Raw genomic sequence first — 21,079 nt, 5'->3', positions numbered from 1 at the left:
CAGACCGAGCGCGCGAGTCGAGGTCTCGGCCGGACCACGATGAGCTCCACGGCCGCCCGGCGCTGCGCTGCCGTCGTCGATGACGAGCACGGGTAGGTGCTTGCGCCGCGCTCGACAGCGATCCCGGCCCTGGCTACCATCGCCGCGCTGTGCCGCTGCGGATGAAGTCGTTTCGGATTCAGGGGTTCAAGGCCATCGGCGATGCGACCTTGCACTGGCATCCGCGGGTCAACGTGATCACCGGGCCCAACAACTCGGGCAAGACGACGGTGCTGGAGGCGCTGGCGCTGTGGGTCGAGAGCTTCGAGCGGATCAGCGCGCAGATGGGGAAGGCCAGCTCCAAGCAAGGCGTCCGCCGTGGGGACTGGTACCTCGACTCGGCCCTGGTCCATCACAGCGAGGTCGTGTCGGTCCGCAGCCCCGGTTTTGACGATCTGTTCTACCGCGAGAGCGGTCAGCTGACGTTGACCGCGACACTGGCGGACGATGACGGGGACTTCGACGTCCCTCTGGAGGTCCGCAAGGCACGTGGTGGCAACTACGAGTTCAGGTCGGGCGCCGCCAATCCCAAACAGCTCAACCCTCGCCTCAACGCCAGCTGTCAGGCTTGGCCACACCCCTTTCGAGTCTTGTTTGCGTCGCCGGTCGCGGCCGTGCTGACGACTGAAGAGTTCCTGACGCCGGGCAAGACCACATACCTGATCCGTCAGCGCCGTTCGGCCGAAGTGCTGCGCAACCGTATCTTTCGGCTCCACGCCCGCGCCAACGACTTCCAGCGCTTCAAGGACGACGTCAGCCAAATTCTGACTGGCGCGACCGGTCAACTCGACATCGAGGTTCACGGCGATCCCAACACCAATGTGCGTGTGCAGGTGCTCGCCCGCAGCAGCCAGCGCGACCGTCTGCGCGACATCTCGCTGCTCGGTAGCGGCTCGCTGCAGATCATCGAGGTGTTGCTCAACCTGTATTTGGACCCCTCGGATCTCGACCTCGTGCTGCTCGATGAGCCCGACTCGCACATTCACCGCGACATCCAGCGACGTCTGCTCGAGGTCATCGAAGACCGCGCTCAGCATGCGCAGGTGTTCGCAACCACGCACAACGAGTCGCTGCTGCGCAACGTGAGCTGGGATCGCGTGTTCCACCTCGCGCCGGCGCCCGATGACGCCCCACGAGAATTTCGGGCAGTCGCCAGCGAACGAGTTGTCGCCAAAGGCCGCCAGCACGGACTCATCGCCTCGCCGCTGCGCAGCGTGCTGTCGTCGATTGGGGCCGAGACCGCCCTCGACTTTCTCAACGCGCTCGAGGCCCAGCACTTCCTGCTCGTCGAGGGGCCCTTGGACGCGGCGTTGATCGACCGCATGTTGGAGATCGATCGCCTCGGTCGGCCGCGCGAGAAAGCCATGTACTGGAGCTTCAATGGCATCGACGGCGGACTGCGTTCGCTCGCCGCGCTGCGGGTCGTGCTCCAGGAAATCCGCAACGATCGCAGCATCTGGGACAAGGCTCATCTGATCCTCGATCGCGATCTGCTCACGAGCGAGCATGCCGAGGCCATCGCCGAAGCACTCGAGAGGAAGTTCGCACTCACGACCAGCTTCTGGGCCGCGCGCACGGCGGAGGCCGTACTGCTATCCGGCGGACCTCGGCTCGGGCCACTGCTGAGCAAAGTCGGCAAGTCGAACCAGATCGCCGGCATCGATGACTCTCCCGAGGTCGCCGCCGAAGCCTGTACACGAGCCTGGGAGTGGCTCGGACAGCAGCTGCGAGACAAGTGGGCACAGCCCAACCTGCAGCACCTGCATGGCCAGCTACAGCAGCGCAAGGACCTGCTGAATGAAGCCTGTGGCAACGCGGTGCTCGGCACCAACGACCTCGGCGTGCTGCAGCAGCAGGTCTGCAACTTCCACCGCAGCGCGATCGAAGCCGGTCGCTACCACGACTCCGCCGACAAGCGCGACGTGGAGGGCTTCATCTGTCAGGCCCTGCAACACATGGGCGTGTCCAGCGAGAGCGCGAGCGCATGGCTCGAGGGGCTCAACTGGTTCGACTTGATCGTCGCCGAGTTGGGCAGCTTGCGGGAGATGCCTGCGCTGCAGGCCATGCGCGAGCGGCTGCGGACCGCCGGCTGACACGTCGGTCGCCCACGAGCACAATCGCGGCGATGATCCTTCGAGGCTGATCCGTCCACGCTCATCGCGGTCGGGTCATCCGGCGCGGAGAGCTGCTCGGTCATGGGCGATCGGGTCGTCCGCTGGTCCCAAGTGGTTCAGACCGAGCGCGCGAGCCCAGACCCCGGGCGGACCACGATGACCTTGGTGTAGGCGACCGAGAACCCGAGCCGCAGCGCGTTGCGCTCGGTCGGGATCCCCGGGCGTGAGCCGATCGTCGCGAGCACGCACCCCCGCCCGCGGGCCAGCGCGAGCCGCTCGACGATCAGCGCCTGCTGGATCCCCCGCCGACGTGCGCGCGGCTCGGTCGAGACCCCCATCAAGCTCGCGACCTCGCCGCCCACGCTGACGGTGCCCGCGGCCACCAGCTCGCCGTCGAGCCACGCGAGCACGGTGAGGTTGTTGGGCATCGAGTTGGTGGCCACGCACGCGTCGAACATCGCGCGTGGGATCTCGCCGGTCGGATAGAACCCCCGCAGCGCGACCTCGACCGCGCGCTCGAGCATCGGCCGGTCGGCCTGGTCGAGCTCGCGCAGCTCGAGCCCGGCGGGCCGCCCAAACGGCAGCGCCGCCTCGAGATCCTCGCCTGGGTCCAGCTCACGAGCGAGCACGTGCTCGAACTCGCGGATCACGAAGCCACGCTCACCGAGCCCGGCGACCAGGCTCTCGTCGGCGAAGGGTGACAGCTCGACCCGCGGCTCGACGCCCCGCGACTGGTAGAACTCGATCATGTTGGTGATCTCGTCGGCGCCGACCGGACCCGCGAGACCGACGCCGCAGGCCTGGTTCTGCCACGAGCCCGGCTCGTGAAAGCCCATGAACCCGCCCGCGAACGGCTGGACCAGCGGGGTCACGTCAGCGAGCAGCCGCGCCTGACGACGCTCTTCGAGCTGGGCGATCTCGGCGGGAGGGAGCCGCATCGGCGCAGTATGGAGCACCGGTCCACGAGCTGTCGACGGGGCCAGTTGGAGTGACTACGGGACCAGATGTGCCTGGCGTCGTGACTTCAGACTAGTCGGCGCTCGCGGCCGCGGGGTCGCTGTCCGCCGCGGACCTCGAGCATGTCCTGGGTGATCTCCTCTTGCTCGAGCTTGCGCAGGTCGAGCTGCTGCTGGCGAATGCTGCGATCGCTGGCCTCGTAGGCGCGACTCATCGTGAACAGCCGCGCGGCCGCTTCGCTGGCGGCCGCGACACACAGCGCGTGGGCGATGCGAGCGCGAAGGTGCAAGCTGGCGACCGACTCTCGGGCGAGCTCGGGCGGGCTCAGGTCGACGATCGGTGGCGCGAGCGAGCGGCGGACCCGTGCGAGCTCGCTCAGCTCGGGGCCCTCGCGCCAGATCTCGAGGATCGGGTAACCGTCGTTCGTGGTGGTCGCGCTCAGCAAGATCGACAGCTGCAGCTCGGCGGTGCGCGCCGCGGTCTCGAGCGCGGTAGCGATCCGGCTCGACAGCTGCTCGATCGCCTCGAGCGAGGCGGGAGCAGGCAGCGAGAACACCGGCTCGACGTCCCGCAGCTCGTCGAGCAGCCGCGCGCCAACGACGATCAGCGCGCCCTCGTCGACCAGCGCCGACGCCCGCAGCTGCGCAGCCAAGGCCGCGTTCAAGCGACCGCAAAGACCAAGGTCGGTGCCGATCACGAGTACACCTCGCGCGGCGTGCTCGGGCGTCGAGACTTCAAAGTGCTCGATCAGCCCGCGCGTCCACGCGAGATGCCGGGCCGCCTGCTCGGCGTGCGCCGACCAGCGCTGGCCCTGCGCGGCCGCCAGGGTCCGGGCCGCTCGGGCGATGCCCCGAAAGCTGCGCCACGCCGCGAGCCGCTGCGCGAGCGCCCGGTGGCGAGTCACGGCTGCGCCCCCAGCACGACGCCAACGACCTCGCGGACCAGCTCGCTGTCGCCGGGCGCGAGCGCGTCGCCAAGTTCGAGACGCGTCCACACGTGCAGGTGGTGGCTCTCGATCGTCGTGCAGACCGAGTCGATGAGCGCGCGCAGATCCTCGAGCGCGACGTCAGTGATCCGCGGGTCGTCGAGCACCAGCAGGGTCGCGGCGGTCTGGGCCCACGTGCGCGGCTCGGATCGACCCTGCCGCAGCGCTCGGCGTACGCGTCGGCCCCAGTTGATCGTGCGCTGGGCGCTGGTCTCGAGCCGGGCGCCGAACCGCGTGAACGACTCGAGCTCGAGGAACTGCGCGTAGCGGTGCGCGAGCTGGCCGGCCAGCTCGCGGATCAGTCGAGGCTGCGCCTTGCTGCCAACCCGCGAGACGGACAGCGCGACGTCGACGGCCGGCACCTGCCCCTCGGACACCAGCCCAGCGTCGAGGCGGATCTGACCGTCGGTGATCGAGACCAGGTTGGTGGGGATGTACGCGGTCAGATCCCCGGCCTGGGTCTCGATGATCGGCAGCGCGGTGACCGACCCACCGCCGCGCTCGCGACCGAGCTGCCCGGCGCGCTCGAGCACCCGAGCGTGGGCATAGAACACGTCGACCGGGTAAGCCTCGCGCCCAACCGGACGCCCGAGCAGCAGCGCCAAGCTGCGATGCGCGTGGGCGTGAGCGGTGAGGTTGTCGAACACGACGACCACGTCGCGACCTTCGTGCATGAGCGCCTCGGCCATCGCCATCGCGGTGTAGGGCGCCAGCTGGACCAGGCCGACGCTCTGATCCGCGTTGGCGACCAGCGCGAAGCCACGCTGGAAGAACCCGTGGTCGGTGAGCCAGCCCAGGTTCGCGGCGGTGTCGGCCCCGCGGCGACCGATGCTGACATAGATCCCGACCAGCCCATGATCGAGCGCGGCGAGGATGTTGAGACACAGCTCCGACTTGCCGGTCGAGTGATCGCCGACGATCAGCTGCCGCTGCCCGCGACCGATCGGGATCATGGTGTCGACGACGAACAGCCCGGTACGCAGGGGACGGCTGACGGCCTCGCGATCGGCCAGGCTGGCGGCCTCGCCCTCGATCGGCACGCGCCTGCGGGTGTTCAGCCGGCCGCGGTGATCGATCGGGCGTCCGAGCGCGTCGACGACCCGCCCGATCAGCTCGACGCCAGCGGGGACGTCGAGCACGCGGCCCGTGCGACGAACCGGCGCGCCGGCTGCGACGGCCTCGCTCCCGCCAAACAAGATCATGCGGACTTGATCCTCGGAGACGATCTCGGCGCGCGCGGGGACGCCATCGATGTCGAGCAGCTCGCCAGCGACCGGGTGCTCGAGCCCGACCGCCGTAGCGACGCCGTCGCCCGCTTCGACGACCCGCCCGAGTCGCGCGACCGTTGGCTGCGTGTGGAGGTGGGTGAAGTCCTCGCGCAAGCCGGCGACGACCCGACGCGCCTCGTGCTCGAGGCGATCGGTCAGAGCGAGGCGGCTGGGGTCAGCGCTGTCAGGCTGAACGACGGGCGCGGACAGCTGCGATTTCACGACCCAGCCCCAAGCCCGAGCTCGGCTCGAGACCGCGAGGCCCCGAGCTGCTCACGCAGCCACCGTCCAAGCGACGCACCCGCGCTCGCCTCGACCTCGACCCCGTCCGCGATCAACTTCACGCCACCGACCAGCGAGCTGTCGACGTCGAGCTCGAGCTGCGAGTCTCCGAGGGTCTGTTCGAGCACCCGTGACACCGCGTGCAGGTCGGCGTCCGGGCTCACCCACGCGCGCACGCGCTTGTCGGCCAGGTCGGACTGGTCCGCCGCCAGGGCGTCGCGGAGGCTGAGAGCGCCGCGGCTGGCGAACGCCTGCGCGAGCTCGCCCAGCTGCATGTCCGCCAGCAAGCGCCGCCCGGCCTCGAAGGTCAGCTGAATCAGCTCGGGCCGCAGACGCTCCAGCGCCTCGACCCGGGCGCGCTCGAGCTCGGCTTCGAAGCGCGCGCGAGCTCGTCGAATATCCTCGCGCCCGGCCTCGATCAGCTCGTTGGCGGTCTGCTCGGCCTCGGCCTTGGCCCGGTCCTGCAGCGCCTTGGCCTCGGCCTCGAGCTCGCGTTGGCGCCCCTCGAACTGGGCTTTGGCAGCCTCACTCTCGGTCCGCGCGGTCTCGGCGAGCACCTGCGCGCTGGCGACCTCGCGCTTGCGCTCGAGCAACAGCTCGCGGACCGGCTTGAACAAGAACCGCGTCAACAACAGCATGAGCACGCCGAAGTTGATGAGCTCGAAGACGACCGTGGTCCAGTCGAGTTGCATGGCTTCAGCTCGCGAACGGGTTGGCGAACAGCAGCACCAAGGCGACGACGAGGCAGTAGATCGCGGTCGACTCGATCATGGCGATGCCGACGAACAGGGTCCGCGTCGTGGTTGGCGCGACCTCGGGCTGTCGCGCGATCGCATCGAGGGCGGCCACGACCGCCCGGCCTTCGGCGATCGCCGGGGCGATCGTGCCGAACGTGACCGTGGCGCCCGCGACGATGATCGAGATGAGATAGATGAGGGTTTGATCCATCATGATGCTGCCTGTGCAGGGGGTGACTTGGTCTCTTCGATCTGGACCGCCGCGGCGATGAACACCGCAGCCAGGACCCCGAAGATGTAGGCCTGAATCAGCCCGGTGATGATCCCGAGCAACAACAGGGGAATCGGTACGAGCACGCCCGCGACCACGAGCATGACCGCGCCGACCATCTGCGCGCTCATCACGTTGCCGAACAGCCGCACGGCCAGAGCCAGCGTGCGGGTCAGCTCGCTGATCAAGTTGAACGGCAGCATCAAGGGGTGCGGCCGCACGTAGTTGCTCAGGTAGCCCCACAGCCCACGCCGCCAGATCCCGTAGCCAGGCACCGCCAAGAACACGACGAGCGAGAGCGCGACAGTGGTCGAGAGGTCCGCGGTCGGGGGGCGCACGACCGGGATCAAGCTGAGCATGTTGCAGGCGCCAATGAACAGGATCAGCGTGCCGATCAGCGGCGTGTAGGGGTCGGGATCCTCCTCGACGATCTCGCCGACGAGCCGGCGGATCCAGCCCACGTAGGCCTCTACGGTGATCTGCCAGAAGCCGAACCGGGTCGGGTGGAACGCGCGCGAGCTGGCCAGCGCCACGAGGCTCAGGACCAGCGTGAGCGCGACGCTGACGATGACCGTGTCGGTGATCGTCAGGCCGAGCAGCTCGAGGCTGAACAGCGGGCTCAAGGCCCGACGCCTTTGGTTCGGGCCAAGAGCTGCGCCGTGAACTGGGTGGCCAACAGGCCGACGACGCCGCCGAGTAGGGCCAGCCGATCCCACCGTGCTGCGAGCGCGAGCGCGACCGCGGGCAGGGCGACCCGGGCGGGTGCGCTCCACAGCATGCTGGTGCGCTTGCGCTGCTCGATCAGCGTGCAGATCGCCCGGCGCAGCATCGACAGGTAAATGTTGCCAGCTGCGATCCCGATCGTGAGCCCGGCCAGCACCAGCGCGATCCCTTCAGCCGTCATCGCTCACCTCGGCTGGCCATGCCCTCTTGCATTGCTCGGTACAGCGCGTAGCCACCGGTGATCAGACCCAGGAACATCAGCGCCAGCGCCCAGCGGACCCCGCTGTCGAACCTGAGATCGAGCAGGTGTCCGACCAACGCGCCAGCGACGATCGGCAGCACGATCATCCATCCCAGCGTGCCGACCCGGGCGACCTGCTGCCACAGGCTAGGCGCCCGCCCACGATTGTTGCGCTGGTGTCGGCGGGCCTGCTGCTCGAGCTGCCGCGCGAGCCGATCGGCCCTCGACGGCTCGGAGTCGGGCGCGGGCTCGGGCTCGGCGGCGTTCTTGCTCACCAGCTGACCTCGCGTTTCAGCTTTGTCAGCGCCCGGCGCAGAGCCGTCTCGCGCTGCCGTCCGAGCGCCTTGGCTGCCCGGTCGATCGCTTCACGTCGGGTCTCGCGGGCGCGGACGAGCTCGGCCAACGCGGACACCTCGTCGGCGCGCTCGGCCCACGAGCTGACCAGCACGACCTCCCGCGGTCCGATCACCGCGATCCCACCTTCGGTCGCCACGAACTGCTCGCGCTGGACCTCGCCAGCGCGAGTTCGGACATACACCGCCCCTTCACGCAGCTGATCAGTCGCGCGCTCATGGCCGGGCATCACCCCGCGGGCGCCGTCGTCGGCTTCGAAGCGCAGGTGCAGGACGTCGTCGAGCGCGAGCTCGCGGGTCGGCGTGATCACCCGCAGGCGCAGCTCGTTCACGCGGCTGACTCCGCGTCGCGCTGGGCAGCCTCGAGCATGCCCTCGAGCCGCCCGCCCATATAAAAAGCTTGCTCGGGCAGCTCGTCGTGGGCGCCAGTCAGGATCGCTTCGCAACCGCTCAGCGTGTCGGCGAGCGTCACGTGAACGCCAGCGATGCCCGTGAATTGCTCGGTCACAGACAACGGCTGAGTGAGGAAGCGACGCAGCCTCCGGGCCCGGATCACCGCCTGGCGATCGTGTGGGCTCAGCTCGTCGATGCCCATCAACGCGATGATGTCGCGCAGCTCTTCATACTTGGCCAGCGTCGCCCGGACCCGCGCGGAGACGCTGGCGTGGCGCTCACCGACGAGCCCGCTGGCCAACAAGCTCGAGCTGCTGCGCAGCGGATCCACGGCGGGGTACAGGCCCTCGGCGGCGGCCTCGCGCGACAGGACCAAGAAGCTATCGAGGTGGTTGAAGATCTCCGCGACGCCCGGATCGGTGATGTCGTCCGCCGGCACATACACGGCCTGGACGCTGGTCAGCGCGCCCCTGTCCGTCGAGGTGATTCGCTCCTCGAGCTGCGCGACCTCGGCCGCCAGGGTTGGCTGATACCCGATCCGCGACGGCGGCCGGCCCAAGGTCCCCGACACCTCGTTGCCGGCCTGAACGAACCGAAACACGTTGTCGATGAACAGCAACACGTCCTGGCTGACGTCGTCGCGGAAGTACTCCGCCACGGTGATCGCCGACAGCCCGGTCCGGAATCGGACGCCGGGGGTCTCGCCCATCTGCCCGAGGATCAAGACCACGTGGTCGAGCACGCCCGACTGCTGCATCTCGAGCCACAGCTCCCTGGCCTCGCGCGAGCGCTCGCCGATCCCAGCGAACACGCTGACCCCTTGGTGGTGCTGCACGGTGTTGTGCATCAGCTCCATCATCAACACGGTCTTGCCGACCCCCGCGCCGCCGAACAACCCAGCGTTGCCGCCGCGCGGCAGCGGGGCGAGCAAGTCGATCACCTTGAGCCCCGTCTCGAACATCTCGGTCGCCGGCCGCCGCTCGAGCGTGGTCTGGCTCGGTCGCAACACCGGGCGCGTGGGTCCGTCCACGGGCGGGCCGCCGTCGAGCGGACGCCCGAGCATGTCGAGCACCCTGCCTTTCACCCCGGCCCCGACTGGCACACACAGCGGCGCGTGGGTGAGCTCGAGCGGATCACCGACCGCCAGGCCGCGCGTGTCACCCAGCGCGATCGTGCGCAGCCGATCTGGCGCGACATGGTTGACGACCTCCAACAGCAGGGGGTCCGCGTGGCGGCGAGGGGCCCGGATCACCTCGCCGATCGTGGGCAAGCGACGGGCATCGTCGGCGGACAGCCGGACCTCCACGACTGGTCCGCTCACGGCCGCCACCTTCGCGCACATGCGGCCAGCTTATGTCGCAGCGCGAACCGGACGGAGCGACTTGGCCGGCTATTAATTCGGCGAGGACATCGCGGCGACGCAGTCTTGTGGCGGCTCAGTCGCTTCCGGCCGCCACGGCAGCGTCCCAGTCAAAGTCGCCGCGCACGCCGATGTAGCTGGGGAACCGTGGCACACCTGCGTCGGTCAGCTCTTGATAGCGGACCGTGATGATCTCGCCGACCGCGGGCGGGTTGTCACGCTCGGCGTCGGACAGCCCGGTGCCAACCTTGAAGCGCGTGCCGTTGGGGAGCTCGAGCATCAGGGCCCCGAGCCGACCTTTGTGGCGACCGGTGCCCGGCTGGTAGCCAACGATCCGCGCTTCGGTGTCGAGGAAGGTCTTGACCTTGAGCAGCGTGTCGGACCGGCCGGCCACGTACGCTGAGCCAGGCTTGCGAAGCATCAGGCCCTCGCCGCCGAGCGCCTCGACCCGCTTCAGCTCGGCGTTCAGATCCGCGAGGCCCGTGCACACGCGATGCGCGAGCACGCTGGCGTGGGCCCACGGGCTCGCGCGGAAGTGTTCCTCGAGCTCGGCGATGCGAGCCTCGAACCCCCCGCTTGCGCCGGGGCCATCGAAGATCACGAACGAGAGCGATCGCCAGGCCTCGCCCGCGTCGGCCCGCCGGGCGATCGAGACGGCCTGGGCAAACCGACCGCGGCCGGCGAACAGCTCGCCGTCGAGCGGAAAATTGGGCAGACCTTCGGTGAACCACGCCGGGGCCAGATACCCGTTGCCGAGCCGCGAGACGAAGCCCTTGCCGTCCCAGTACGCTCGCACGCCGTCGAGCTTCTCGCTCATCCACCAGCCGGTGGGATCCTGCTGCTCCCAGCGGTGCGCGAGCAGCAGCGCGGGCGCGTCGGCGGCGACGACGGCTCGCTGCGGGAGCGTGGCCCCGACGCCCTGCAGCCGGGCGTGCTCGGCGGCCTCACCCCGGAGGTTGCGAAGGTGCTTGCAGGTCCGGCGGTCGATGGCCAGCGACTGGTTGCGCCACGCCGGGCACGTGCACGAGTACACCCCGCCGACGTTGCGCAGCGTGTAGACGCTCGAGCCTGAGCCCTTGACGCTCGCCTCGGCGCCGTCGGGCAGCGGGTCCGTGGTGGCTGGCGCGACGGTGGCAGGCGCGGGCGCGACGGTGGCAGACGCGGGCGCGGTGGTTGCCGCGGCGGTGGCAGGCGCGGGCGCGGCGGCCATGGGCATACTGGCGTCATCCGACTCGACGTAGCCCTTTCCCTGCTTGGACAGGATCTGCTTGTCAACGTCAGCCTGAGCCTTGGCAGCCGTTGCGTAGGCCTTGGTCTTGGACTGCCCGTCGGTGCCGATCCGGCCCCACTGCGTGGTGACCTCGCTCCCTTGCTGATCGATCTGCCAGAACTTGTTGGATTTTTGATCGCGATATTCGAAGCGGCGCATGAGTAGAGACCCCAGAGTATAGGCTGTGATCGCGGCTAAAACTCGACCTCGTGCGGCGGCTGATTGGTCTCGGCGTCCGCGAGCGAGTGGGGCGTGGGGGCAGCCCACGCGAGCGCGACCACCAGCGCGCCCACGCACGCGAGCACGCCGAGCTCGCGAACGCTGAGCGGTGGATCGTCGACGACGCTCGGGGGTGGCGGGGGGCGCCGTCGCACGAACGCCCAGATCCGCGCCCAAGGGTAGGACCAGGCCACCAGCAACACCGTGGCCATCACATAGATGATGTGCAAGAACGCGAGCGTTCCCAGGTGAAAGCTGATCAGCAAGGTCCCCCAGACCATGCGCCCGCGCGGGCCCGTCAGGAACACCCAGGCGCCCGCTTGAATCACCACCACCGACAGCGCCAGGCCCACGCCGATCTGCGGGTACGCGACGACGAGCTGGGCCAACCACCCGATCACCGAGCTGTCGTCGATGTGATGGTGGTGCAGCACGTAAATCTGGAACGAGTGATCATCGAACAGCCCGCCCGCCGACAGCTTTTGCAGCCCCGCGTTGGCGTAGGTCGCCGCCAGCGCGGCCGCGGCTCCAGCCTCGGCCAGGCGTTCACTGCGATCATCGTCGGCGCCGCGCCAGCGGGCGAAGATCAGCCCGCTGAGCCAGCCAAACAGCGCCGCGCCGACGCTGTAGAACCGGCGCCGATGCTCGCCCACGTGGGCGGCCATCGCCTCGACCAGCACCGCCATCGCCAGCAACGCCAGCAGCCCAAACCACAGCTGCGCGCGCTTGCCTCGAGCGAGCCCGGCGATGCCAATGCCCGCGAGCACGCTCAGCGCTGCGATCGGCCAGACCAGCTCGTCGAGGGTCACCAACCACGCGGGCGACCAGGCCGGCGAGCTCTCGGGCGGCGGGATGATGTACAGGTTCTCGAGCACCCCATACAGGCTGATCATCAGCACGATCGCCAGCACCCAGCGCAGCCCAGGCCGGCCACCATCGCCGTGGACAGACGCGCCCATGCTCATTGCAGCCGCGCCCTGCACCGGGCCACTGGGCAGTCGAGCTCCACGATCTGCTCGCCGTCCAGCCTCCAGGTGCGGATCACCAGGTCGACGGACTCTTCAGCGTCGCGTGAATCGTCATCGGGATGCTCGCGGATGTGATCGAGGGCCTCTTTGACCAGGTAGCCAGTCGGTTGGCCGATACGACCGTCGGGGCAGACCGTCTGCTCGAGGTCGTCGAAGCTCAGATCCGCCGCGCAGGTCCAGTCTTCGTAGCGGTCGACCTCGCGCCGCTCACCGCCGCGATCTTTCACGACCAGCCGCGCGCCAAACGTGGGCGAGTCCTCGGAGTACATGGGGAAGGTCGAGAACGGGTACGCGTTGGTCACTCCCAGCGCCGCGCCCCCGTAACAGGCGAACACCACGATCGCCAGACCCAGCCGTTCTCGCATTGGCGCCATGATACCCGTGGACGGGGTCACGGCGCCGCCCAGATCAGCACCGTGGCGTCTGAGCTCGCGCTCGCGAAGAAGTTGTCGTCGGGGGAGAACACCGCGGCGTTCACGGTGCCCGCGTGGCCCAAGAATCCGCGCACGATCCCGCCGCCGTTCGCTTCGATCAGCGTCACGGCGAATTCACTGTCGTCGAGCGGTCCGGCGGCCAGCATCAGGTTGCCTCCAGCGCCAAACCCGAGCGGCTGCGCGAGCGGGAGCTTGGCCGTAATCTTGCCGGTCGCGGTCGCGAAGATCCCCAGCTCCGCGGCGCCGATGCGGGCCGCCACGCGCTCGCCGTTGCTGCTGTAGGCCACGCTGGAGGGTGCTTCGCTGATCTCGATCGTCCGCTTGATCTTGCCGGTCTTCGCGTCGATCACCCGCACGCGCCCGTCCCCCCAACCCGAGGCGAGGGTGCGGCCATCGGCGCTGAACTGCACGGACGAGACCGACGCCTCGCGCTGGTTGACATGCCGTCGCTGGCGCCCGTCGGCTGCCCAGATCCGCAGACCGTCGACCCCGCCCGAGGCGATCACGGTCGCGTCGGCCGTCACGGCGACGGCGAACACCGGCCCGTCGTGGGTGAGCGTGCTCTCAGCCTCCCCGACGAACACGTGGACCTGGTGCTCGACGTTGGTGACCACGGTGCCGCCGTCTTCGCTGATCGCAACGCGTCGGCTGCCCGAACTGGGAAGCCCCTCGATCGTACGGGTGAGCGTGTAGTCGTGGGCGTCCCACAGTCGCAGCTTGCCGTCGCTCGAGGCGGTGGCGATTACTGCACCGTCGGCCGACCACGCGAGATCGACGACGGCGGCGTCGTGGGCCAGCCGGGCCAGCGTAAAGACCGGCAGCGGGTCAGCAGGTGACGGTTCAGCAGATGGCGGGTCGACAGCCGGCGGACGTGGTTCCAGCTCGACCTGGGCCTTGGCCTCCGCGGGTGGGGCCACGCCTGGAGCCGGCGCGCGATCGGCCGATCGCTCGCAGGCGGTCGGCAACATGATCAACAGCGCCAGCGCGGCCTTCCCAAGCTCGTCCACGTGGGGATCCTACCCTGCACGCGCCGGCTTCGATGGCCGATTATCCAGCCTGGTGAGGCGGTGAAGCCGCCCTGGTTCCGGCCTGAAATTTACCGTGTGCTCTCACCGCGGTCGGGGTCAGAAGTGCTATGTTGGCGCCGCACCCACGCGTCGGAGATCTTCGTGAAACCACATCAGCTCGTCATTCTTGCCAGTGTTAGCGCCCTGCTCTGTACCTCTGCCTGCGACGGCGGGAGCGACGACTCCCCCAACGCCGACGACGGAAGCGCGGACGCGGACGCTGGCGACACGGGTGAGACCGAGACCGAGACCGAGACCGGCGAGCCCGCAGATCCCGACAGCGATCAAGACGGCCTGACCGACGCCGAAGAAGCCGAGCTCGGGACCGACCCGAAGAAAAAGGACACCGACGCCGACAACTACTGGGACAGCTGGGAGCTGATCGAGGGCACCGATCCGCTCGACCAGTCCAGCCGCATCTATCAGGGCTGGTGGCCCTATAGCCCGACCAAAGCAGAGCTCCCTCAGGGTAGCTGGGCCACGTCCACGACCGAGGCCGGCAGCCCGTTCCCGCGCGCCGAGTTCCTCGACCAGCACGGCGACCTGGTCGACATCTACGACTTCAACAACTTCACGATCAACGACACGGGCGAGCCCTCGTACATGATCATCGATCTGTCGGCGCAGTGGTGCGGGCCGTGCCACAACATGGCCGAGTGGATCTCCGGGGCCGACACCGCCGAGACCGCGTCGCTGCAGCAAACCTACCCGACGGTCCGCGAAAAGGTCTACAGCCTGCGAATCTGGTGGATCACCGTGATCGTCGAGGACGCGGGTGGCGGGGCGCCCACGCTCAGCGACGCGCAGTCTTGGTACTCGATCCACCAGGACAACCACATCCCGGTGCTCGTCGACGAGACCCAAGGGGTCCGCGACATCTACAACGGCGGTCAGTACCCGTTCTTCTTCCTGCTCGATTTCAACATGGCCGTCGAGTACTGGGGCGTGCCCGGGCCCGGGGACAACCCGTTCTTGGCCCTGTGGTTCGTCGAGCAGTACCTCTGAGCGAGCGCGCGACACAGGAGGCGGCGCGGCTGAGCGTCGAGCTCGAGGCCAAGCTGCTCGCGCGCCTGGTCCAAGAGTGGCGCGGCATCAACTACGCCTACTTCAAGAGCGCGCTGCGACTCCCGGTCGTCCGCCTGTCGGACCCGCCCGCGCCCCTGGCCCACTGGAGCGCGCCGCTGCGCAGCCTCGAGATCTCGCGGACCTTGGTGCTGGAGTACGACTGGGGCGACGTGCTCGAGACCCTCAAGCGCGAGGTCGTGCTGCAGTTCATCGACGAGCGCCTGTGCGTCGACGAGCGCCGCCACGGCCCGACCTTCCGGCGGATCTGCGCGCGGCTGGCCATCAGCACCCGCTCAACCGGCAAGCCACGGCCAGGCCCAGCCGCGAACCCGCGCGATCCCTCGAGTCGAGCCGTGAGCAGGATCCACAAGCTGCTCGCGCTCGCCCAGAGCCCCAACCGCCACGAGGCCGAAGCCGCGGCCGCGACCGCGCGTCGGCTCATGCTCAAGCTCAACATCGCGAACATGACCGACACCGAGCCGCGCGCGAGGTCCGAGCATGAACACTACGGCTTTCGCCGGCTCGGCCGCCCGTGCGGGCCGCTGCGGGAGCACGATCGGCGGCTGGCCAAGATCCTCAACGACTACTTCTTCGTCGAGAGCGCGTGGCTGCCCGTCTATCTGCCCCGTGCAGGCAAGCGCGGCAGCGTGCTCGAGATTTGCGGGCTCGAGGCCAATCTATTGATCGCCGAGCACGTGCACGCGTTCGCCAGCCAGACCGCCCGGCGCCTGTGGTCCGAGTACGCGCGCCCGAGTGCGCATCCGAGCGAGCGCCTGTCGTTCCTCGCTGGGGTGATGCAGGGCTTCGAGGCCAAGCTCGAGGCCCAAGACCAACGGCTGCAAGCGCAGGGCCTGGTCTGGGTGCCTGCGCCCGAGCTCGGCGTCTACTTCCGGCGCCGCAATCCCACGCTGCAGTACGTTCAACCTGGCGACGCACGCCACAATTACGCGTTCGAGCAGGGCAGCAAGGCCGGACGGCAGATCGTGCTGTCCCGCCCCATCGCGTCAGGCGGCAGCCCCACCGCCCGACCCCCAGCCCTCGAAGCCGCGGGCAGTTGAGAACGAGACAGTACAAATAGCGGAGGCCACTTTGGCCCTCCGCTATCTGTAGTCGAGCAGCTCAGCTCTTCTGGAAGTTCACGTGCCAGGACTTGCTCTTGTTCTGGCCCAGCGTCTCGGAGACGCGGTATTGGTCCTTGCCGTTGACCTCGATCAAGAACTCGACGTGGCCGGCGCTGGAGCAGTTGATGGCGGTCACCAACATGTCTTGATTGCCCGACCGGAACGACGGCGTCAGGTCGATCTCGTCCTGAAACCTCGCATCGTAGTCCGTCATTCGCTCGTAGATCTTGCGTCGAACATTGGTGCTCTCGGCCAAGTAGCCCAGTAGAACGTTGTCTGCGCGCGTCACCGTCATGGTGACGCGATCCCCTGCTTTGTATTTGACTGTTGCCATGGTGTTTCTCTCCTGTTGATCGCTGAATGCCGAATATGGCGACACTTTGAATGACGACCATGGCTTGTATACGGGTTATCTTCGCAGAGGCTAGGCAATCATCGCGAAGAAGATATGAAAAATATACCGTGCGCCTGTCCCTGCGGCCATGACTTTGTGCAGGCTGCCGGGGTCCGCAGATCGTGCAGTAACCCGAGCTGATCTACGCGCTAGAGCGAAGCGTCCGGGCCTGCCGCGATCACTCGAAGGTCGCCTCGACCGCCTGGACCACGGTCTCGACCTCGATCAGCTCGAGCCTCGCGCGGGCGGGCTTGGCTGGCTTGTCAGCCTTGCGCCCGCGCCCACACACGATCGCCCGGGTAAAGCCGAGCCGCGTGGCCTCGGCCAGGCGCTCGTCCATTCGCGGGACCCGACGCAGCTCGCCCGTGAGCCCGACTTCGCCAATGATCACCGTCCCCTTGGGGATCGGCTTGCGCAGGTGCGAGCTGGCGACCGCGAGCAGCACCGCGAGATCGGCCGCGGGCTCGCTCAGGCGGAGCCCGCCCGCCACGTTCACGAACACGTCCTGGTCGACCACAAATAGGTCCGCGTGGCGATCGAGCACCGCCAGCAACATCGCGAGGCGGTTGGGATCTGCGCCCACGCAGGTGCGCCGCGGGTAGCCGCCGGGGCTCGGCCCGAGCAGCGCCTGGACCTCGAGCAGCAGCGGCCGCGAGCCCTCGAGCGAGGCCGTGACCGCCGAGCCGATCGCTTGCTCGGGGTGGTCGGCCAAGAACGCCTCGCTCGGGTTTTGGACCTCGCGCAGACCGAGGCCGGTCATCTCGAACACGCCCAGCTCGGCCGTGCTGCCAAACCGGTTCTTGCTGGCCCGCAACATTCGGGTGGCTCGCTCCTCGTCACCCTCGAAGCTGAGCACCGCGTCGACCATGTGCTCGAGCAAGCGCGGCCCAGCGAGCTGGCCGTCCTTGGTCACGTGACCGACGATCACGACTGGCACGTTGCTGGTCTTGGCCCAGCTCAGCAGGTGCCCGGTGACGCTGCGGATCTGGCTGATGTTGCCGGGCAGGCCGTCTTGCGCGTCGCTGTAGACCGTCTGGATCGAGTCGACCACCAGCACGTCGGGGCGCTGCGTGGCGGCGTGATCCAGGATCGACTCGATTCGGGTCTCGGCGACCAACAGCAGGCGCTCGTCACCACCGCGAAACTCACCCCCGCGCAGCCGGGCGGCCCGGGCTGCGACCTGGGCGACCGACTCCTCGCCGCTCGCGTACAGGACCGAGCGGCCCTGCTCACCCTCGCCGACCAGCGCCGCGCAAGCCTGCAGCAGCAGCGTCGACTTGCCGATCCCCGGAGACCCGCCGAGCAGCACCAAGCTGCCGGGCACCAGGCCGCCGCCGAGGACCCGATCGAACTCGCTGATCCCCGTGCGCAGCCGCGACTCCCCGGCGGCGTCAGCCTGGGCGCGGGTGACCGGGACCGGCTTCGACTTGGCGCCGGGAGCCGCGAGCACGACCCGCTCCCCGGCCGCGGGCCGCTCGGTCTGCTCTTGGATCGTGTTCCACTCGCGGCAGCTCGGACACTGGCCGAACCACCCGTTGGTCGTGGCGCCGCATGAGTTGCAGGCCCAGCGGGTCTTGGACTTGGACTTGGCCATCGCGGCAGTGACTACCATGGGCCGCCGTTGGCTCGGCCCCGGCTGGCGTCAGCTCGGGCGTCGTCATGGGCGACGAATTGGACGCCGTCCTGTCCGGCTCCACGTTCGGCGCGCCAGCGGTTTTCATGGACCGGTCGACGATCGGGTGACGGTCCGCGGGGTGATTCGTGCGGGCCGCGCATGCCCAAGCTCCGAGCCCGGGAAGCAAAAATCATGAAAATGCTTCTCAATTACAAGAATTTTGGCAACACAGAGAGCCATCAGGCCCATATCCAATATTTCGATTTTGACTTTAATTTTCAATTGGACTAGACAAAGCGCTCCCTGATGTGGGCCGGTCCAGCCATGTTCTGCGTTCTCCTCGTGCCCCGACTGTTCGCTGGTCCCCAGCAAGCGCGGGTGCCCGAGTGGGTCCGCCCGGGCGACGAGGTCTCGGGCGAGGCGAGCGAGGACGAGCGCGTCATCGTGGTGTCGACGGGCACCCGCACCGAGCACGACGCTGCGACGGCGCCGGTCGCCACCGAGGTCATCACACGTGAAGAGATCGTCGGCTCGGGGGCCCGCAACGTCGCGGACGCGCTCGAGGAGTCGGGCTCGAGCGTCCAGACCTCGACGGGCTTCAACGGTACTTCACTGCGTCTGCGTGGGCTCGACGCCGAGCAGGTGTTGATCCTCGTCGACGGCCAGCGGGTGACCGGGCGGATCGGGGGCGCGATCGATCTGCGCCGCTTCAACGTCGAGAACGTCGAGCGCATCGAGGTGGTCCAGGGCGCCGGCTCGGTGCTCTACGGCGCCGACGCGCTCGGTGGCGTGGTCAACATCGTCACGCGCACACCGGAGCCCGGGGTCGAGGTCGAAGGCCGGGCCTCGTACGCCAGCCGAACGACCGTGGACGCCAGCGCTCGGGTCGCGGGAGGCGGGCGCAGGTGGGGGCTCAGCGGCTCGGGCGGCTACCACCGCAGCGACGGTTGGGACGCGGATCCCAGCGACATCGGCACCACGGGCGACGGCTTTGGCTCGTGGAACGTGGGCGTGGGCGCGCGCTTCGAACCAGTCGCGCCGCTGCGCTTGCGCGTCAGCGGGGACTACCTCCGGCGCAGCTCGAGCGGCGTCGATGTGACCAGCTCGGGGGCGATCATCGACCGCCGCAACCTGACCGAGACCAGCAACACGACGCTGCGTGGGGCGTGGCGCGGCGCGAACAACCAGCTCGAGGTCGTCGCCCACCACAACTTCTTCCGCGACCAGTTTCGCCAAGACCAGCGCGGCGACGATGCGCTCGACCAGTACCAGCCGACCAACGATCACATCGGCCAGATCGGTGTCCAGCTCGAGCAGGTCGCGGGCCACCACCTCGTGACCACGGGCGTGGACCTTCAGCTCGAGTGGCTCGAGACCTCGCGGGTCATGGACGAGCAGGGCAGCAGCACGATCGAGCGCCAGCGCTTCGCGTTGTTTGCCCAAGACGAGTGGTCGCCCGGCTCGTCGGGCCGCTACATGCTCGTGCCCGCGGTCCGGGTCGACTTCGACAGCCACTTTGGCACCTATCCAACCGGTCGCCTCGCGCTCCTGGTCCGCCCGCTAGAGCAGCTGATGCTGCGTGTCGGTTACGGGCGCGGCTACCGAGCGCCCAGCTTCCGGGACATGTACCTGGCGTTCGCCAACCCCGGCGTGGGCTACCGGGTCAGCGGGAACCCGGGCTTGCGACCGGAGCAGGCGTGGACGCTGGATCTCGGGGCGACCTGGACCCCGACCGAGCACCTGCTGTTCGGGCTTGGCGTGTTCGACAATCGCCTGCGTGACTTGATCACGACCGACGTCGTCACCCAGGCCGACACCGACGGGCTGCAGGTGTTTGGCTACGTCAACATTGGGACCGCCTATACCCGCGGCGTCGAGGCCAAGACCAGCGTGGAGTTCCTGCGTCACTTCATGGTGACCGGTTCCTACACCTGGCTCGACGCGCGCGATCAGATCAACGACCTGCCGTTGGTGGGGCGCTCGCGCCATCAAGGGGCGCTCGCCTTCGAGTTTCACCAGCGGCGCTGGGGCACACGCTTGTTCGCCCGCGCGGCCGCGTGGAGCCCCCGCCCGTACACGAGCGACGACGGCGACGCGAGCGGGCAAGCGCTCGCGCCCGCCTACGCCACCGTGGACGCCCGGTTGAGCCAGGGGCTGCTCCGCTACCTGACCTTGTTTGTCGGGGCCGAGAACCTGCTCGATGCCGGCGACGCCGAGTTCACCTTGATCGCACCCCGTAGCTTCTACGCCGGACTCAGCGTCGCGTACTGACCCAAGGAAACCCATGATCACGCTCCGACACATCAACAACATCGCTGCTCTCTCGCTGTGCGTTCTCCTGATGCCGGCCTGCGCCGAGGACCTCGGCCTCGACGGGGACGACGCCGCCAACGAGGACTCGGGCTTGATCGAGCACGAGGATCAGGGCGAGGGCGTGACACGCACCCAGGTCGACGGGACCGACGAGGCAGACCATGTCTACCTCGATCTCGACCTCGATATGGGGACCGAGACCAGCCTCGATGATCCCGGGTGGGATCTGGGCTTTCGTCGGTACGACGTCATCGTTGACGGTGGTATCCACGGCGACGCCGGGGTCGAGGTGGCCGTTCTCGACGGCGAAGCCTTCGACTCGCTCCTTGCAGTCCCCAGCGACGTCCAGTGGATCACCGATGAAGCCGACGGTGACGACGAGGACATGGATCCCGACACCGCGTTTGTAGACTGGTACGACTACGACTTCATGACGCACGTTTTGACCCCGAAAGATCGGGTCTACTTGGTCCGGTCGAGCGAGGGGGCCGTGTTCAAGCTGCAGTTCGTCGACTACTACTCCAGCGCGGGGACCTCGGGCTTTGTGAGCTTCGACTGGGCCGCGCTCAATTAGGTTAATCAATCCAATGACGAATCAGGGAGATCACAGACCATGCATCCACACGACCTCGAATTGCTCGTCGACGATCGCGGATACCGCGTCAAGTATTGTCACACCTGTGAAATCGTTCATGTCGACGTCGGGCCCGTCACCCTGCGGCTGCGCCCGTCCGCGCTCGACCTGCTCGCCACCGTGCTGACACGCGCGAGCGCTCGAATCAATGGCCCGGTGGAGGGCATCGACATCAACGACCTGTTGCAGCACTGAT

22 protein-coding genes are annotated in these 21,079 nt (G+C 68.3%); 6 read left to right on the top strand and 16 right to left on the bottom strand.

The window, feature by feature from the left end; genetic code table 11:
* Positions 1 to 149: 149 nt before the first annotated feature.
* On the top strand, positions 150 to 2,132 hold the full coding sequence (locus ENSA7_RS38645) for an ATP-dependent nuclease (protein WP_106094447.1): 1,983 nt from the start codon (positions 150 to 152) through the stop codon (positions 2,130 to 2,132).
* A gap of 137 nt (positions 2,133 to 2,269) precedes the next feature.
* Here the strand turns inward: ENSA7_RS38645 and ENSA7_RS38640 are convergent, their stop codons facing one another.
* The 14 genes from ENSA7_RS38640 to ENSA7_RS38575 form a co-directional block, all read right to left on the bottom strand.
* Complete coding sequence (locus ENSA7_RS38640; protein ID WP_106094446.1) at positions 2,270 to 3,091, bottom strand: GNAT family N-acetyltransferase; 822 nt, start codon at positions 3,089 to 3,091, stop codon at positions 2,270 to 2,272.
* Positions 3,092 to 3,177: 86 nt separating this feature from the next.
* Entirely contained in the window at positions 3,178 to 4,014 is an 837-nt protein-coding gene (locus ENSA7_RS38635; protein ID WP_181234530.1) for a F0F1 ATP synthase subunit gamma, read from the bottom strand.
* On the bottom strand, positions 4,011 to 5,585 hold the full coding sequence (locus tag ENSA7_RS38630; RefSeq protein WP_106094444.1) for a F0F1 ATP synthase subunit alpha: 1,575 nt from the start codon (positions 5,583 to 5,585) through the stop codon (positions 4,011 to 4,013). Before ENSA7_RS38630 ends, ENSA7_RS38635 begins: the two co-directional genes overlap by 4 nt.
* Positions 5,582 to 6,337: a F0F1 ATP synthase subunit B gene (locus tag ENSA7_RS38625; protein WP_106094443.1), complete on the bottom strand. Its 756-nt coding sequence runs from the start codon at positions 6,335 to 6,337 to the stop codon at positions 5,582 to 5,584. The genes ENSA7_RS38630 and ENSA7_RS38625 overlap by 4 nt, the downstream gene beginning before the upstream one ends.
* Before the next feature lie 4 nt (positions 6,338 to 6,341).
* The gene (locus ENSA7_RS38620; RefSeq protein WP_219908136.1) at positions 6,342 to 6,596 is read right to left on the bottom strand and encodes a F0F1 ATP synthase subunit C; all 255 of its coding nucleotides are present in this window, start codon (positions 6,594 to 6,596) and stop codon (positions 6,342 to 6,344) included.
* Entirely contained in the window at positions 6,593 to 7,276 is a 684-nt protein-coding gene (gene atpB, locus ENSA7_RS38615; protein ID WP_106094442.1) for a F0F1 ATP synthase subunit A, read from the bottom strand. Before atpB ends, ENSA7_RS38620 begins: the two co-directional genes overlap by 4 nt.
* Positions 7,273 to 7,557, bottom strand: a complete 285-nt coding sequence (locus tag ENSA7_RS38610) for a hypothetical protein (RefSeq protein WP_106094441.1) — start codon at positions 7,555 to 7,557, stop codon at positions 7,273 to 7,275. Before ENSA7_RS38610 ends, atpB begins: the two co-directional genes overlap by 4 nt.
* Positions 7,554 to 7,892, bottom strand: coding sequence for an AtpZ/AtpI family protein (locus tag ENSA7_RS38605; protein ID WP_106094440.1), 339 nt, complete (start codon positions 7,890 to 7,892; stop codon positions 7,554 to 7,556). Before ENSA7_RS38605 ends, ENSA7_RS38610 begins: the two co-directional genes overlap by 4 nt.
* Positions 7,889 to 8,302, bottom strand: coding sequence for a F0F1 ATP synthase subunit delta/epsilon (locus tag ENSA7_RS38600; RefSeq protein ID WP_181234529.1), 414 nt, complete (start codon positions 8,300 to 8,302; stop codon positions 7,889 to 7,891). The genes ENSA7_RS38605 and ENSA7_RS38600 overlap by 4 nt, the downstream gene beginning before the upstream one ends.
* Positions 8,299 to 9,705 carry a F0F1 ATP synthase subunit beta gene (atpD, locus tag ENSA7_RS38595; RefSeq protein WP_106094438.1) on the bottom strand — a complete coding sequence of 469 codons (1,407 nt, stop codon included), beginning with the start codon at positions 9,703 to 9,705 and terminating at the stop codon, positions 8,299 to 8,301. Before atpD ends, ENSA7_RS38600 begins: the two co-directional genes overlap by 4 nt.
* 94 nt (positions 9,706 to 9,799) lie before the next feature.
* Positions 9,800 to 11,152 (bottom strand): DNA ligase, encoded by a 1,353-nt coding sequence (locus tag ENSA7_RS38590; RefSeq protein WP_106094437.1) that lies wholly within the window; start codon positions 11,150 to 11,152, stop codon positions 9,800 to 9,802.
* Positions 11,153 to 11,187: 35 nt separating this feature from the next.
* Positions 11,188 to 12,171, bottom strand: a complete 984-nt coding sequence (locus ENSA7_RS38585; RefSeq protein WP_146158639.1) for a hypothetical protein — start codon at positions 12,169 to 12,171, stop codon at positions 11,188 to 11,190.
* A 2-nt stretch (positions 12,172 to 12,173) separates the two neighbouring features.
* The gene (locus tag ENSA7_RS38580; RefSeq protein ID WP_106094435.1) at positions 12,174 to 12,605 is read right to left on the bottom strand and encodes a hypothetical protein; all 432 of its coding nucleotides are present in this window, start codon (positions 12,603 to 12,605) and stop codon (positions 12,174 to 12,176) included.
* A gap of 26 nt (positions 12,606 to 12,631) precedes the next feature.
* On the bottom strand, positions 12,632 to 13,681 hold the full coding sequence (locus ENSA7_RS38575) for a WD40 repeat domain-containing protein (protein ID WP_106094434.1): 1,050 nt from the start codon (positions 13,679 to 13,681) through the stop codon (positions 12,632 to 12,634).
* Between the two features lie 162 nt (positions 13,682 to 13,843).
* Here ENSA7_RS38575 and ENSA7_RS44670 point away from each other — a divergent pair, with 162 nt between their 5' ends.
* On the top strand, positions 13,844 to 14,746 hold the full coding sequence (locus ENSA7_RS44670) for a TlpA family protein disulfide reductase (RefSeq protein WP_181234528.1): 903 nt from the start codon (positions 13,844 to 13,846) through the stop codon (positions 14,744 to 14,746).
* Positions 14,722 to 15,864 (top strand): DUF7168 domain-containing protein, encoded by a 1,143-nt coding sequence (locus ENSA7_RS38570; protein WP_181234527.1) that lies wholly within the window; start codon positions 14,722 to 14,724, stop codon positions 15,862 to 15,864. Before ENSA7_RS44670 ends, ENSA7_RS38570 begins: the two co-directional genes overlap by 25 nt.
* A 61-nt stretch (positions 15,865 to 15,925) precedes the next feature.
* Here the strand turns inward: ENSA7_RS38570 and ENSA7_RS38565 are convergent, their stop codons facing one another.
* Positions 15,926 to 16,261 (bottom strand): hypothetical protein, encoded by a 336-nt coding sequence (locus tag ENSA7_RS38565; RefSeq protein ID WP_146158638.1) that lies wholly within the window; start codon positions 16,259 to 16,261, stop codon positions 15,926 to 15,928.
* A 238-nt stretch (positions 16,262 to 16,499) separates the two neighbouring features.
* Positions 16,500 to 17,915 (bottom strand): DNA repair protein RadA, encoded by a 1,416-nt coding sequence (radA, locus tag ENSA7_RS38560; RefSeq protein WP_106094431.1) that lies wholly within the window; start codon positions 17,913 to 17,915, stop codon positions 16,500 to 16,502.
* Positions 17,916 to 18,260: 345 nt separating this feature from the next.
* Between radA and ENSA7_RS38555 the strand changes: the two genes are divergently transcribed.
* The 3 genes from ENSA7_RS38555 to ENSA7_RS38545 are packed head-to-tail and all read left to right on the top strand — an operon-like array spanning position 18,261 to position 21,078.
* Entirely contained in the window at positions 18,261 to 20,207 is a 1,947-nt protein-coding gene (locus ENSA7_RS38555) for a TonB-dependent receptor plug domain-containing protein (RefSeq protein ID WP_181234526.1), read from the top strand.
* 13 nt (positions 20,208 to 20,220) lie between these two features.
* Positions 20,221 to 20,823: an HmuY family protein gene (locus ENSA7_RS38550; protein WP_106094429.1), complete on the top strand. Its 603-nt coding sequence runs from the start codon at positions 20,221 to 20,223 to the stop codon at positions 20,821 to 20,823.
* Positions 20,824 to 20,862: 39 nt separating this feature from the next.
* Positions 20,863 to 21,078, top strand: coding sequence for a hypothetical protein (locus tag ENSA7_RS38545; RefSeq protein ID WP_106094428.1), 216 nt, complete (start codon positions 20,863 to 20,865; stop codon positions 21,076 to 21,078).
* The last annotated feature ends 1 nt before the right edge of the window (position 21,079 follow it).

Origin of the sequence: Enhygromyxa salina (assembly GCF_002994635.1) — a bacterium.
Taxonomy (GTDB): Bacteria; Myxococcota_A; Polyangia; order Nannocystales; family Nannocystaceae; genus Plesiocystis; species Plesiocystis salina_B.
Note: the sequence above shows the minus strand (reverse complement) of the source record. Positions and strands in the feature narration are given on the sequence as shown.

Excerpts from the sequence above, each read along its gene's own strand:
- ENSA7_RS38620 (WP_219908136.1), bottom strand. The coding sequence starts at position 6,596 with ATGATGGATCAAACCCTCATCTATCTCATCTCGATCATCGTCGCGGGC.
- ENSA7_RS38550 (WP_106094429.1), top strand. The coding sequence starts at position 20,221 with ATGATCACGCTCCGACACATCAACAACATCGCTGCTCTCTCGCTGTGC.
- ENSA7_RS38585 (WP_146158639.1), bottom strand. The coding sequence starts at position 12,171 with ATGGGCGCGTCTGTCCACGGCGATGGTGGCCGGCCTGGGCTGCGCTGG.
- ENSA7_RS38565 (WP_146158638.1), bottom strand. The coding sequence starts at position 16,261 with ATGGCAACAGTCAAATACAAAGCAGGGGATCGCGTCACCATGACGGTG.
- ENSA7_RS38640 (WP_106094446.1), bottom strand. The coding sequence starts at position 3,091 with ATGCGGCTCCCTCCCGCCGAGATCGCCCAGCTCGAAGAGCGTCGTCAG.
- ENSA7_RS38580 (WP_106094435.1), bottom strand. The coding sequence starts at position 12,605 with ATGCGAGAACGGCTGGGTCTGGCGATCGTGGTGTTCGCCTGTTACGGG.
- ENSA7_RS38555 (WP_181234526.1), top strand. The coding sequence starts at position 18,261 with ATGTTCTGCGTTCTCCTCGTGCCCCGACTGTTCGCTGGTCCCCAGCAA.
- ENSA7_RS38545 (WP_106094428.1), top strand. The coding sequence starts at position 20,863 with ATGCATCCACACGACCTCGAATTGCTCGTCGACGATCGCGGATACCGC.
- ENSA7_RS38610 (WP_106094441.1), bottom strand. The coding sequence starts at position 7,557 with ATGACGGCTGAAGGGATCGCGCTGGTGCTGGCCGGGCTCACGATCGGG.
- radA (WP_106094431.1), bottom strand. The coding sequence starts at position 17,915 with ATGGCCAAGTCCAAGTCCAAGACCCGCTGGGCCTGCAACTCATGCGGC.
- atpD (WP_106094438.1), bottom strand. The coding sequence starts at position 9,705 with ATGTGCGCGAAGGTGGCGGCCGTGAGCGGACCAGTCGTGGAGGTCCGG.
- ENSA7_RS38590 (WP_106094437.1), bottom strand. The coding sequence starts at position 11,152 with ATGCGCCGCTTCGAATATCGCGATCAAAAATCCAACAAGTTCTGGCAG.
- ENSA7_RS38625 (WP_106094443.1), bottom strand. The coding sequence starts at position 6,337 with ATGCAACTCGACTGGACCACGGTCGTCTTCGAGCTCATCAACTTCGGC.